Source organism: Micromonospora sp. NPDC049903, assembly GCF_044460945.1.
Lineage (GTDB): Bacteria > Actinomycetota > Actinomycetes > Mycobacteriales > Micromonosporaceae > Micromonospora.
Genome location: NZ_JBITKL010000043.1, coordinates 1 through 12,712 on the forward strand (window position 1 = coordinate 1; position 12,712 = coordinate 12,712).

The window sequence follows — 12,712 nt, forward strand, 5'->3', positions numbered from 1 at the left end:
GACCCCTCCTAACATCTCCCCCCATCGCAGACGCAGACGCCGCCGGCCGGCACCCCAAGGTTGCGGGGTGCCGGCCGGCGGCGTTCTTGCTCCCCCTCATTCGAGGAAAGTCCGATCGTTCGTTGCGGGTCAGCTGTTCCAGTGTGCGGCGACCAGGTCAGCGGCCTGCTGCTCCCACTGGGCGTAGTGGTCGGGGAACGCCGACACCTGCACCGTCTGCGCGGCCACGGTCAGGGGCATGTCCTGCCACCCGTCGACCTGCTTGAGGCCCTTGAGGAACGCGAGGGTGGAGTACTCGGGGTCGGTGATCTGCTCGACCGTGCCCCAACCCGACGACGGGCGCTGCTGGAACAGACCCTGCGAGTCGTGATCGTTACGGTCACCCAAGTGACCCAGGTTCTCCAGCTTCGACTCCTGAAACGCCGTACCGATCGCGATGACCGCGGCACGCTCGTCCATGCCGGCCTTCTTCGTCGCGGCGATGATCGCCTTGGCGTTGGCGACCTGCTCGTCGTCCAGATCGATGCGCGACTGGGCACCCTGCACACCATGCGGAATCAACGTGCCCGTGTCGGGCTTGTCCGCCTGCACCGCAACGGGCGAGGTGGTGACGGGGGTGGCGTCAGCCTGCGCGATCGGGCCGGCGAACACACCACCAGCGAAGGCCAGACCAGCAACACCGAGAACACTCTTACGCAGCAGCTTCGAGTTCATGAGACAGCTCCATTCGGGGGTAGACGCCACCAGTCCAAGGGGGACGGACAGGCGACGCGAACGCCGTCAGGCGCCAAGAAGACAAGAGAAGAAACGCCGAGGCCCGCAGGGGGTCAACGGGCCCGGTCCTTGCGGCGTCGGGATCACAACCACCGACCCGGCCGCATCATTCCCGGGGATATCCGCGAGCCCTCGCGGCGCCGGGACCAGGTATAACGACTGACCGGCCCAGGTCATTCCGACATCAGCCGGCCACCTGCCAGGGCGCGGGGTACTCCTCGGTCAGCCACCCGATTACAACGCCACCGACCCGACCCCGATTCCGCCCAGCGCCGACTCACATACGCCCAAAACCGAACATTCGACTCACGGTCACCCAAAACCCCATCTCCTGCTGGCCGTCACATCGCCAAGCGGTCGATGCCTGTCCTGTCCGACCGCCCAGGTGTCTCGCAGCTCGCAAGTTCTCTTGCCGAACACCGACCACGCGCCCGAAAGGCCGCACGCGAGGCTGCCCCGGCCACCACGTGACGGCGCCCCCAAGGTCCGTCGCTCCCAAGATCGCCCCGTTGATCAAGGAGTTTTGGTCCGGATGGGCGGCGGATCCGGACCAAAACTTCTTGATCAACGATATCCCCGGGAGGGCCTGGTGGGCGATATGTGGAGGATTGTCGGGAAGGGAAGGAGAGGAGAGGGAAGGGGAGGGCGGGGAGCAGGCGGGGAGGGCGGGAGCCTGGGGGAAGAGAGACGGCGGAGCGGCCGGGGACCTGGGGGTCTCCGGCCGCTCCGGGTGTACGAGGGGCTACTGCTTGAGCATGTTGTCCAGCAGCAGTGCGCAGCGGATCACGCCGAGGTGGCTGTACGCCTGGGGGTGGTTGCCCAGGCCGCGTTCGGCGAGCGGGTCGTACTGCTCGGGGAGCAGTCCGGTCGGGCCCGCGGTGTCGATCATCTGGAGGAAGAGTTCCTCGGCGTCGGTACGCCGACCGGTGCGCAGGTACGCCTCGATCAGCCAGGACGTGCAGATGTGGAAGCCGCCCTCCCGCCCCGGCAGGCCGTCGTCCCAGTGGTAGCGGTAGACGACCGGGCCGCTACGGAGGTCCGCCTCGATCTTGAGCACGGTGGAGAGGAAGCGGGGGTCGTCGCCGGGCAGCAGCCCGGACAGCCCGATCCACAGCGAGGAGGCGTCCATGTCCTCGTCGCCGTACGCGACGCTGTACGCCTCGGCGTGCTCGTGCCAGCCGTGTTCGAGGACGTTGGCGCCGATCCGGTCGCGCAGCTCCACCCACTCGGCGCGGTCCTCTCCGCCGTGCTGACGGGTGACGTGCAGCGCCCGGTCGACGGTCATCCAGCACATCACCTTCGAGAAGATGTGGTGCCGGGGAGGCAGACGCGCCTCCCAGATGCCGTGGTCCGGCTCGTGCCAGCGGCGACGGACCGCCTCGACCATGTTCTCCAGTACCCGCCACTCCTCGGGGCGGACCGACCCTCGGGCGTCGGCGGTGGCGGCGATCAGGTCGGCGATCGGGCCGAACACGTCGAGCTGGAGCTGGTGGTTGGCGAGGTTGCCGACGCGTACCGGCCGGGAGCCGGCGTAGCCGGGCAGCGTGTCGATGACGGCTTCCGCGCCCAGTTCGTACCCGTCGACGGTGTAGAGCGGGTGCAGCCGCTCGGGGTGTCCGCCGGTGCGCTCGACGCAACCGTCCACCCAGCGCAGGAACGCCTCGGCCTCGGTGATCGAGCCGAGGTCGACCAGTGCGCGGGCGGTCATCGCGGCGTCGCGCAGCCAGCAGTAGCGGTAGTCCCAGTTGCGGACGCCGCCCAGCTCCTCGGGGAGCGAGGTGGTCGCGGCGGCGAGGATCGAGCCGGTCGCCTCGTGGCAGAGCCCGCGTAGCGTGAGCGCGCTACGGGCGACCAGGTCCCGTGCGGTGGTCGGCAACCGCAGCGAGGCGACCCAGTCCTTCCAGGGGCGTTCCGCGGCGGCCTGCCGTTCGTGGATCGGCAGCCGGTGGTGTTCCAGGCTGTGCGTACCGAACCGCAGCTCCAGCACGACCTGACCGCCGAGCGCCGAGAGGTCGACCACCGCCTTGGCGGTCTCGTACCCGCCGTCGTTGCCGACCTCCCACTGCACGCCGGGGGAGTAGAGCGCGATGGGTTCGTTGGAACCGAGCACCAGCAGGCCGTCGCCGACCGGCTGGAGCTGGACGGCGACCTGCGCGAACTCGGGCCGGGGGGCGAACTCCACACGGACCCGGCCGGTGCCGGCCAGCACCCGGATCAGGGTCGAGTCACCGGAGATGATCGCGGGACCGTCCGGCGTGGCCTTGGGGTCGGGCCTGTCGAGCCAGTCGGTGACGGTCAGCCCGGACCAGCGGGTCTCCACGGTCATGGTGCCGGACCGGTAGCGCTGGCCCAGCGGGATGCCGCCGCGTTCGGGGGCGACGCTGAAGTGACCGGCCGGGCTGCCGCCGACCAGGTCGGCGAAGATCGCCGCCGAGTCGGGCTTGGGGTTGCACAGCCAGGAGACCTTGGCGTCCGGCGTGAGCAGAGCGACCGTACGGCCGTTGGCCAGCATCGAGTGCCGCTCGATCGGCACCGCCCGCTCGCCGAACAGCCAGTGTCGTCGGGTCTCCAGGAGCAGTCCGAGCGCGCGGGCGGCCTCGATCGGCTCGTCCACCCGGTAGCCGGCCTTGGTCTCGCCGGGCCCGATCTTGATGCCGACGTCGGGGCCGTGCAGGTTGCCGAAGGCGTTCTCGTCGGTGATGTCGTCGCCGATGAAGAGCACCGCGCTGGCGGAGAGCTGGGTGCGGAGCTGGTCGACCGCGGTGCCCTTGTGGGTGGCCACCACGGACAGCTCGATCACCTCCTTGCCCTGCGTGACCGTCACGTCCGGCCAGGTGGCGGGGCCGTTGCGGACCGCCTCGATGGCCGCGCCGGCGATCTCGGGGGCCACCCCACGGGTGTGCACCGCGACGCTCGCGGGTTTGCGTTCCAGGCGTACGCCCGGATGGTCCGCGGCGATCTCGCGCAGCGCGTCCCGCAGCCGGGTGCGGACCGCGATCAGCTCGGGGGAGAGCCGCTCGACGAACCCGATGTCGAACTCGGAGCCGTGGCTGCCGACCAGGTGGACCTCGCTGGGCAGCCGGGAGAGCGCGGCCAGGTCGCGCAGCGCGCGCCCGGAGACGACGGCCACGGTGGTCTGCGGCAACGCGGCCAGGGCACGCACCGCCGCCACCGACTCCGGCAGGGGTACGGCCTTGCTCGGGTCCTCCACGATGGGGGCGAGGGTGCCGTCGTAGTCGCAGGCGACCAGGAGCTGGGGGACCCGGGCGATCCGGCCGATGGCGGACCGGAGCTCCGGGTCCATGGTGCCCGCCGCCGGGGTGATGATCTCGTTTGAGCCGGCGTTCACGCCGCCTCCATGTCAGGCACACCTAGTTCGGTGAGGAAGGACTTTGCCCAGTGCCCCACGTCGTGGGTGCGCAGATGGCGTTGCATAGTCCGCATACGGCGACGAGCCTCCGGCTTCTCCACATGCACGGCCCGTAGCAGAGCGTCCTTGACTGCGTCGGGGTCGTGCGGGTTGCACAGGAACGCCTGACGCAGCTCGGTGGCTGCGCCGGCGAACTCACTGAGTACGAGCGCGCCCCCGTGGTCCGCCCTCGACGCGACATACTCCTTGGCCACGAGGTTCATACCGTCTCGCAGTGGAGTCACCATCATCACGTCAGCGGCGGCGTACATCGCAGCCAGTTCGGTCCGACTGTACGACTGATGCAGATAATGCACCGCCGGCACACCGACCCGCCCAAATTCGCCATTAATCCGACCAACCTCGCGCTCGACCTTGACGCGAAGTGCCTGGTAGTGCTCGACCCGTTCGCGGCTCGGCGTAGCGACCTGCACCATAACGGCGTCCGGGACTGTCAACTTTCCGTCAGCGAGTAGCTCGCGGAAGGCCTTGAGGCGTAGTTCGATGCCCTTGGTGTAGTCGAGCCGGTCCACGCCGAGGATGATCGTCTTGGGATTGCCCAGCTCCTCGCGGATCTCCTTGGCCCGGGCCTGGATCGCCGGGTCGGCGGCCAACCGCTCCATCTCCTTGGTGTCGATGGAGATGGGGAAAGCGCCGGCCTTGACCTGCCGACCGTCCACCTGGATCATCTGGCCCTCGTAGCGCAGGCCGAGCAGGTGGCGGGCCAGCCGGACGAAGTTCTGCGCGGCCAGCCGCTGCTGGAACCCGACCAGGTCGGCGCCGAGCAGTCCGCGCAGGATCTCGGTGCGGAACGGCATCTGCATGAACAGCTCGATCGGCGGGAACGGGATGTGCAGGAAGAACCCGATCCGCAGGTCGGGGCGAAGCTCCCGGAGCATGGCCGGCACCAACTGGAGTTGGTAGTCCTGCACCCACACCGTCGCACCCTCGGCCGCGACCTCTGCCGCGGCCTCCGCGAAGCGGGCGTTGACCAGCCGGTACGCCTCGCGCCAGCGTCGCTTGTAGGCGGGCGTCTCGACGGCGTCGTGATAGAGCGGCCAGATGGTGGCGTTGGACTGGCCCTCGTAGTAGCGCTCCAGCTCCTCGGCGCTCAACGGCACCGGGTGCAGGCGGATGCCCTCCAGGTCGAACGGTTCGGGGGCCGCGCCGGTGCCGCCGGCCCAGCCGACCCAGGTGCCCTGATGCTCGGCGAGGACGGGATGCAGGGCGGTGACCAGCCCGCCCGGGCTGCGTCGCCACTGCCGGCCCTCGGGTGTGCTCACCTCGTCGACCGGCAGTCGATTCGCCACTACGACAAAGGAGCTACGGACGGTCACGATCGGCCACCTCCGGGTGCTGACGGGTCCACCGCGATGAGCGTACTGAGCGTAGCTGCGGCGTCTGTTCCCCCGTGCCGGAGTCACCTACCCTTCCCAGACTCCGTCAACCGTGAACGTGATCATGGTGACATGGCCCGCCGCCTGCCCCGACACCCTGGGCTGCTGCGCGTCGGCCCGGTGGCCTGCCCGGCAGCGCCGGGCGGGGCGATGTGGGCGCGGGGCGGCGTACCTGTCAGGATTGACGATGGCGTGCGCGCGGCCGGCTTCCGGCCGGCGGCGGGCGGTCAACCGGCCCGCACCTGCACCACACGACATTCGGCGATCACCACCGACGGAGGGTAGCCCGTACCGTGGCCCAGTACATCTACGTCCTGGAAAAGGCGCGCAAGGCGCACGGCGACAAGGTCGTGCTCGACAACGTGACGCTGAGCTTCCTGCCGGGGGCCAAGATCGGTGTGGTCGGCCCGAACGGCGCCGGTAAGTCCAGCCTCCTCAAGATCATGGCAGGGCTGGACCGGCCGAGCAACGGCGAGGCCCGGCTGATGCCCGGCTACACCGTCGGGCTGCTGGCCCAGGAGCCGCCGCTCAACGACGCGAAGACCGTCCTCGGCAACATCGAGGAGGCGGTCGCGGACACCAAGGCCAAGCTGGAGCGGTTCAACAAGATCGCCGAGCAGATGGCGACCGACTACTCCGACGAGCTGATGGAGGAGATGGGCCGGCTCCAGGAGGAGCTGGACCACGCCGACGCCTGGGACATCGACTCCAAGCTCGAACTGGCCATGGACGCGCTGCGCTGCCCGCCGCCGGACGCCGACGTCACCCAGCTCTCCGGTGGTGAGCGCCGCCGGGTCGCGCTCTGCAAGCTGCTGCTGGAGGCGCCCGACCTGCTGCTGCTCGACGAGCCCACCAACCACCTGGACGCGGAGAGCGTGCAGTGGCTGGAGCAGCACCTGGCCAAGTACGCCGGCACCGTGCTGGCGATCACCCACGACCGGTACTTCCTGGACAACGTGGCCGGCTGGATCCTGGAGCTGGACCGGGGCCGGGCCGTCGGCTACGAGGGCAACTACTCCACGTACCTGGAGAAGAAGGCCGCGCGGCTCGCCGTCGAGGGACGCCGCGACGCCAAGATGAAGAAGCGCCTCACGGAGGAGCTGGAGTGGGTCCGCTCCAACGCCAAGGCGCGGCAGACCAAGTCCAAGGCCCGGCTCGACCGGTACGACGAGATGGCCGCCGAGGCGGAGAAGACCCGCAAGCTGGACTTCGAGGAGATCCAGATTCCGCCGGGTCCGCGTCTGGGCAACACCGTCATCGAGGCGCACAACCTGACCAAGGGCTTCGGCGACCGGGTACTCATCGACAACCTGTCGTTCTCGCTGCCGCGCAACGGCATCGTCGGCATCATCGGCCCGAACGGCGTCGGCAAGACCACGCTGTTCAAGACCATCGTCGGGCTGGAGCAGCCGACCGACGGCTCGGTCAAGGTCGGCGACACCGTCTCGCTGTCGTACGTCGACCAGAACCGGCAGGGCCTGGCCGGTGACAAGTCGGTCTGGGAGGTCGTCTCCGACGGGCTGGACCACCTCATGGTGGGCAAGGTCGAGATGCCGTCCCGGGCGTACATCGCCGCGTTCGGCTTCAAGGGGCCGGACCAGCAGAAGCCGACCAAGGTGCTCTCCGGCGGCGAGCGCAACCGGCTCAACCTGGCGCTCACGCTCAAGATCGGCGGGAACGTGATCCTGCTCGACGAGCCGACCAACGACCTGGACGTGGAGACGCTGTCCAGCCTGGAGAACGCGCTGCTGGAGTTCCCCGGCTGCGCCGTGGTGATCTCCCACGACCGGATGTTCCTGGACCGGGTCGCCACGCACATCCTGGCCTGGGAGGGCGACGACGAGAACCCGGCCAAATGGTTCTGGTTCGAGGGCAACTTCGAGGCGTACGAGAAGAACAAGGTCGACCGGCTCGGCGCCGAGGCGGCCCGGCCGCACCGGGTGACCTACCGCAAGTTGACCCGCGACTGAGCGGGGCGGATCGTCGTGGCTGACCGGTTCGTCTATCACTGCACCCTGCGCTGGTCCGACCAGGACGCGTACGGTCACGTCAACAACGCCCGCTTCCTCACGCTCTACGAGGAGGCCCGGGTGGCGTTGATGTTCGCCGGCGCCCAGGCCCAGGGGATCGACTCGTTCACCAACGGCGTGGTGATCCGTCGGCACGAGATCGACTACCTGCGCCCGGTCGACTTCGCCCTGCACCGCGCCACCGCCGAGGGCGCGCCCACGGTGCGGATCGACCTCTGGGTGGAGCAGATCCGGGCCGCCTCCTTCACCATCGGCTACGAGATGTACGACGGTGACCTGCTGGTCAGCCGGGCGCGTTCGGTGCTGGTGCCGTTCGACCTGGCCCAGCAGGCCGCTCGCCGACTGACCGAGCAGGAACGGGCCTTCCTGCTCGGGTACGCCCTCGATGGCGGGACACCGTGACCGGACCACAGGGCGGCGGCACCGGGCACGGGATCGCCGACGTCGCCGACGCCGGGGCGTTCCTGTCCCGGCTGGTGCGGTTGGAGCGCGCCGCCCTGGTCCGGTTGCGGCACGCCGGCGCACCGGGCCGTACCTCGCTCTGGGCCCGGCTGCCGTGGGGCGTCCTGGCGGCGCGCACGGTGGCCGGTCCGGGCGCCGGGGACGTCACGGTGGCTGCCGGGAGCCTGCTGGCCGAACTGGCGGCCGGGGGGACCGCGCTGCCCGCACGCCAGGACGCGCAGTGGCGCTGGGCGTTGCCGCCGGCCGGGAGCCGGTGGGTGGAGACGCTGCCGGGCGGGGAGCTTCGCCGGCTCGCCTCGGCGGCGGCGGGCACCCTGCGCGAGGCCGCCGCGCACGGGGTGGCCGGTCGGGCGGTCGGGCAGCGGGCACTGCGCGACGCCCTGCTGGACCACGTGGCGGTGGTGGTGACGCCGGACGACGAGCCTGGCCGTCCGGTGGAGGTGACCCAGCGATTGGTGCAGGGTCTGGTTCGGATGGGTTTCCTAGGTCCTGCCGGGGATTCGCCGGAATCGGGCGCGGTCCAGGTCCGGGCGGCTGGCCGATGGGTCGGGCTGGTGGGACCGTATGGAGCTGTTTGGTCGCAGAAGGCCACGGATCTTGTCGTACGGCCCTCCGTGGCTCATGCGAACGGATGACCCTGGTTCATCCTTCTGGGCTGGGGCTGCCGTTGGGGGGGTGCTTCGTTCCGGCTGTCCGGGTACCGTCCATCCTCGGATCCAACCCACCGTAGGCGACTGGATCCGCTGGGGAGTGAGGTGCGCGAGCGATGCCGTGGTGGTCATGGCGCCCCGGTCCCGCCAGTGGCGGTGACCCGGAAACTCGAAGCAGGATCACGGTGGAAGGCACGGTCCGGGTCGGGCCGCCTCCGCCCCGCCGACCGGGGGACGACCGGTCGGGCGGGGAGCATCCGTTGATCGCCGACATGCCGGCAACCGTCGAACCGGTCACCCTGGGCCGGGTCTGCGACGCGCTCGATCTGCTCGACGTGCGCTATCTCGCCGACGGTGACGGCAACCTGTTGGCCATGTGGGAGCGGCACGCGGTGCTGGTCACGCTGGAAGGGCCGGAGGACGAGATCCTCGTGCTCCGGGCTAGGCCGCACGCGACCGTGCCGCCGGACTGGGCGGACCGGGCCTACCGGGTGGTCAACGAGTGGAACCACACCCGGCGCTTCTGCAAGGCGTACGTGGGTGACGCCACCGAACGCGGCCAGTTGCCGATCTACGCCGAGTTGCAGGTGCCGCTCGCCGCAGGGGCCCACGACGCCCTCCTGGTCGAGTTGCTCGACTGCGGGGCGGCGGTGGCCACCAGCTTCGTCGACTGGCTGCACGACGAGGGCGCGCTGCTCTGACCCTGACGGGTGCGGCCCGCCGCGTAGGTGGCGGGCGCGCCCCGGAGGGTCCGGCGGTGCCTCACGCGGGGGCGGCCGGATCCTCCATCGTGTTGACCATGAAGAGGGCCGCCCGCTCCAGGTAGTTCCAGAGCTCGGTCTCGATCGTCGGCGGTAGGTCGAGGCGCTCGACCGCCCGGCGCATGTGCCGCAACCAGGCGTCGCGCTCGGCCGCGCCGATCCGGAACGGCGCGTGCCGCATCCGCAGCCGGGGGTGCCCCCGCTGCGAGGAATAGGTGTTCGGGCCGCCCCAGTACTGCATGAGGAACAGCCTCATCCGGTCGGAGGCCGGGCCCAGGTCCTCCGGGTACATCGGTCGTAGCAGCGGATCTGTGGCGATACCGGCGTAGAACTCGTCGACCAGTTTGCGGAACGTGGGCTCGCCGCCGACGGCCTCGAAGAGCGTGACCGTCTCGCCGTTGCGCTCGGACTCACCTGCGGGATTCACCGTTCCATCCTGCCAGGCGCCATCGACCGACGGCCCGACCGGGACGGCCCGCCGAGGGTGGTTCAGCTCACCGCGTGCTGTGGCCGGCCCGGACCCACCTGCTCGGAGCCCGGCACCTCGGACCCGCCGGCATCGCCCTGAGCGGATTCGGCACCGGCGCGCCGGGCCGCCTCGACGGAGGCGGCCACCGTCCGGTGGTCGGGCCAGCGGAGCGCCACGATCGACATCAGCAGCACCCCCGCGATACTCCAGACCCCGACCACGACGGGGATTGGGAAGCGCTCGGCGAGCAACCCGGTCACCAGCACCGCCGCGCCCTGGATCACCTGTACGCCGGTGGCCATCACGCCGAAGGCCCGGGCCCGGAAGCCGTCCGGCAGGGCCTGCACGAAGAGTCCGTTGGCCACCGGCAGCATGCCGGCGACCGCGAATCCGGAGACGGCGGCGAGCAGGGCCACCATCACCGGTGAGGGGTCGAGCAGCGAGGGCACCAGGGCCAGCGGCGCGAAGACGGCCAGCGGTCGCATCAGGGCCAGCCGACGGGCCGGCCCGACGAGCCGCGCGATCAGCAGACCGCCGAGGATGAAGCCGAGCGGGTGCGAGGCCATGATCACGGCCTGTGCGAGGCCGGTGTTCATCCCGCCCGCGCTCTCGTTCGCCCAGGCGGCGGCGAGCCCCTCGGGCACGATCGAGAAGAGCATGGCGCTGAAGACCAGGACGGCGATCGCCCGCAACACCGGCGTACGGAAGACGATCCGGAACCCGTCGGCGGTCTCGCGCAACAGGTGACTGCGGTGGGCGGTGCTCATCGCCGGTGCCCGGTCGCGGACGCCGAAGCGGACGAGCAGCGCGGAGAGCGCGAAGGCGACCGCGTTCATCAGCAGCGCGGCGGTCGGGCTCACCGTCGCCACGACGGCGCCGAGCAGATAGCCGACCACCTGGGCGGCCTGCCCCACGCTGGCGTTGATGGAGAGCCCCACGACGAGCCGGTCGCCGGGCAGGATCAGCGGCATCAACGCGGACCGGGCGGCCTGACTCGGCGGGTTGGCCAGGGTGGTGGCGAACAGCAACGCCAGGATCACCGGCACCGGGATGCCCGGGATGGCGATGAGCAGCATCAGCGACATGCGGATGACGTCGCAGATGACCATCACCTGCCGGTACCGGTGTCGCTCGGCGACGGTGGCCAGCAGCGGCCCGCCGATCAGCCACGGCAGGTAGCTCACCGCGAAGGCGGCGGCGGAGAGCGCGACGGACTGGGTCGTCCGATAGACCAGGAGGGTGACCGCCGCCTTGGCGACGTAGTCGCCGATCCAGGTCAGCGTGTTGGCCGCGAAGACGGCGCGGTACTCACTCTGGGCGAAAACTTCACGGAAGGTGGCCGGCCCTTCCGGAGAAGGTCGCTCGTCGGACACCATCGCCTCCATCGTCCCGGTGGCCGGCCACTCGTGATGGCTGTCCCGGAACCATCGTCAGATCTGTCGGATCAGCGAGGACGTGACCGCGCTTGGTAGCGCGTGAACCGGATTCTGCCCGATCGTCTGACAACTGGCTAGGGCGAACGGGTGGACGGTCGCATCCCCGACTGAACGAACGGACGATACCCGAGGGGCCACTCGGCCGCGACCCCCGTCGCCCGGCTCAGGTGGCACCCCCCTGACCGGTCTCACTATCGGAACGAGTAGGTAGCCCGGGAAGGAACCGGCCCGCCGCGATCCGTGCCGTGATGCCGGAGTTCTCCAGCGCCTCGGCGAGCCGGCGACGCAGTTCCCGGCCGACGGCGAACTGCCCCTCGGCGGTGGTCTTGGCCACCGTGCGGATGACCGTGCCCTCCACCGTCACCTGCTCGACGCCGAGTACGTCCGGCGGCTCCACGATCGACTGGGCCAGGTCCGGGTCGACCGCGACCGAGGCGGCGGCGGTCCGCAGCACCGCCATGGCCTCCTCGGTGCCGGCGAAACCGATCGGCAGGTCCACCACCACCAACGCCCAGCCCTGGCTCTTGTTGCCGACCCGGACGATCTCGCCGTTGCGGATGTACCAGAGCACACCCCGGCCGTCACGCACGGTGGTGACGCGCAACCCGACCGCCTCGACCACACCGCTCGCCTCACCCAGGTCGACGTTGTCGCCGACCCCGTACTGGTCCTCCAGCAGCATGAAGAGTCCGGCGAGCAGGTCCTTCACCAGGCTCTGCGCGCCGAAGCCGAGTGCCACGCCGGCGATGCCCGCGCTGGCCAGCAGCGGTGCCAGCTCGAAGCTGAACTCCTTGAGCACCATCAGCACCGCGATGCCGTAGATGAACGCCGTGCTGATGCTGCGCAGCACCGAGCCGATCGCCTCGGCGCGTTGCCGGCGGCGTTCTGGCACGAACTCGCCAGGTTGGGCGGCGGCGGTCGGGATGCGCTCGCGCAGCGGGCGGAGCATGGTGGGCACCCCGGCGTCGCTGGTGGTGCGGACCAACCGGCGGATGGTGCGGTGCACCAGCCAGCGGGCGGCCATCGCGAGCAGCAGGATCAGGATGATCCGCAGCGGCTTGATCAGGATCCAGTAGCTGCCCTCGGCGAACCACACCGAGTCGGAGAACTTCCAGACCCAGTTGCAGACCACCTCGTCGAGACACTCGGGGCTGGGCGTCTCGTCCGTTTCCGGCTCTGCCGGGTTCGGTGTGGGCGCGACGGTACGAAGGATGCTGACAATCACCCTGTGTTCGTACCGCAACCGCCCGGCGAGTACACCGCCGCCCCACCGGACGGTGACGCCGGACCCGGGCCGGTCGGAAAGCCGCCCCGGCTACCCAGG

At 70.2% G+C, this 12,712-nt stretch carries 10 protein-coding genes; 4 read left to right on the forward strand and 6 right to left on the reverse strand.

Annotation, left to right across the window (positions count from 1 at the left end; translation table 11 throughout):
• Positions 1 to 129: 129 nt before the first annotated feature.
• The 3 genes from ACIBO1_RS31140 to ACIBO1_RS31150 all read right to left on the reverse strand — a co-directional run bounded on the left by ACIBO1_RS31140 (position 130) and on the right by ACIBO1_RS31150 (position 5,520).
• Positions 130 to 714 (reverse strand): hypothetical protein, encoded by a 585-nt coding sequence (locus tag ACIBO1_RS31140; protein ID WP_396752726.1) that lies wholly within the window; start codon positions 712 to 714, stop codon positions 130 to 132.
• A gap of 802 nt (positions 715 to 1,516) precedes the next feature.
• Positions 1,517 to 4,078, reverse strand: coding sequence for a trehalose-phosphatase (gene otsB / locus ACIBO1_RS31145; protein WP_396752758.1), 2,562 nt, complete (start codon positions 4,076 to 4,078; stop codon positions 1,517 to 1,519).
• A gap of 41 nt (positions 4,079 to 4,119) precedes the next feature.
• Positions 4,120 to 5,520, reverse strand: a complete 1,401-nt coding sequence (locus ACIBO1_RS31150; RefSeq protein ID WP_396698976.1) for a trehalose-6-phosphate synthase — start codon at positions 5,518 to 5,520, stop codon at positions 4,120 to 4,122.
• 353 nt (positions 5,521 to 5,873) lie between these two features.
• Here ACIBO1_RS31150 and ettA point away from each other — a divergent pair, with 353 nt between their 5' ends.
• The 4 genes from ettA to ACIBO1_RS31170 all read left to right on the forward strand — a co-directional run bounded on the left by ettA (position 5,874) and on the right by ACIBO1_RS31170 (position 9,423).
• Entirely contained in the window at positions 5,874 to 7,550 is a 1,677-nt protein-coding gene (ettA, locus tag ACIBO1_RS31155; RefSeq protein WP_396752728.1) for an energy-dependent translational throttle protein EttA, read from the forward strand.
• Between the two features lie 15 nt (positions 7,551 to 7,565).
• Positions 7,566 to 8,012 (forward strand): thioesterase family protein, encoded by a 447-nt coding sequence (locus ACIBO1_RS31160; RefSeq protein ID WP_350700255.1) that lies wholly within the window; start codon positions 7,566 to 7,568, stop codon positions 8,010 to 8,012.
• Positions 8,009 to 8,707 carry a hypothetical protein gene (locus ACIBO1_RS31165; RefSeq protein ID WP_396752730.1) on the forward strand — a complete coding sequence of 233 codons (699 nt, stop codon included), beginning with the start codon at positions 8,009 to 8,011 and terminating at the stop codon, positions 8,705 to 8,707. Before ACIBO1_RS31160 ends, ACIBO1_RS31165 begins: the two co-directional genes overlap by 4 nt.
• A 131-nt stretch (positions 8,708 to 8,838) precedes the next feature.
• Positions 8,839 to 9,423, forward strand: coding sequence for a YbjN domain-containing protein (locus ACIBO1_RS31170; protein ID WP_396698983.1), 585 nt, complete (start codon positions 8,839 to 8,841; stop codon positions 9,421 to 9,423).
• A gap of 61 nt (positions 9,424 to 9,484) precedes the next feature.
• On the opposite strand, the gene ACIBO1_RS31175 is transcribed toward ACIBO1_RS31170, so the two are convergent.
• The 3 genes from ACIBO1_RS31175 to ACIBO1_RS31185 form a co-directional block, all read right to left on the reverse strand.
• Entirely contained in the window at positions 9,485 to 9,910 is a 426-nt protein-coding gene (locus tag ACIBO1_RS31175; protein WP_350700259.1) for a globin, read from the reverse strand.
• Positions 9,911 to 9,972: 62 nt separating this feature from the next.
• On the reverse strand, positions 9,973 to 11,328 hold the full coding sequence (locus tag ACIBO1_RS31180; protein ID WP_396752733.1) for an MFS transporter: 1,356 nt from the start codon (positions 11,326 to 11,328) through the stop codon (positions 9,973 to 9,975).
• A gap of 223 nt (positions 11,329 to 11,551) precedes the next feature.
• On the reverse strand, positions 11,552 to 12,613 hold the full coding sequence (locus ACIBO1_RS31185; RefSeq protein ID WP_396752735.1) for a mechanosensitive ion channel family protein: 1,062 nt from the start codon (positions 12,611 to 12,613) through the stop codon (positions 11,552 to 11,554).
• Positions 12,614 to 12,712 lie beyond the last annotated feature (99 nt).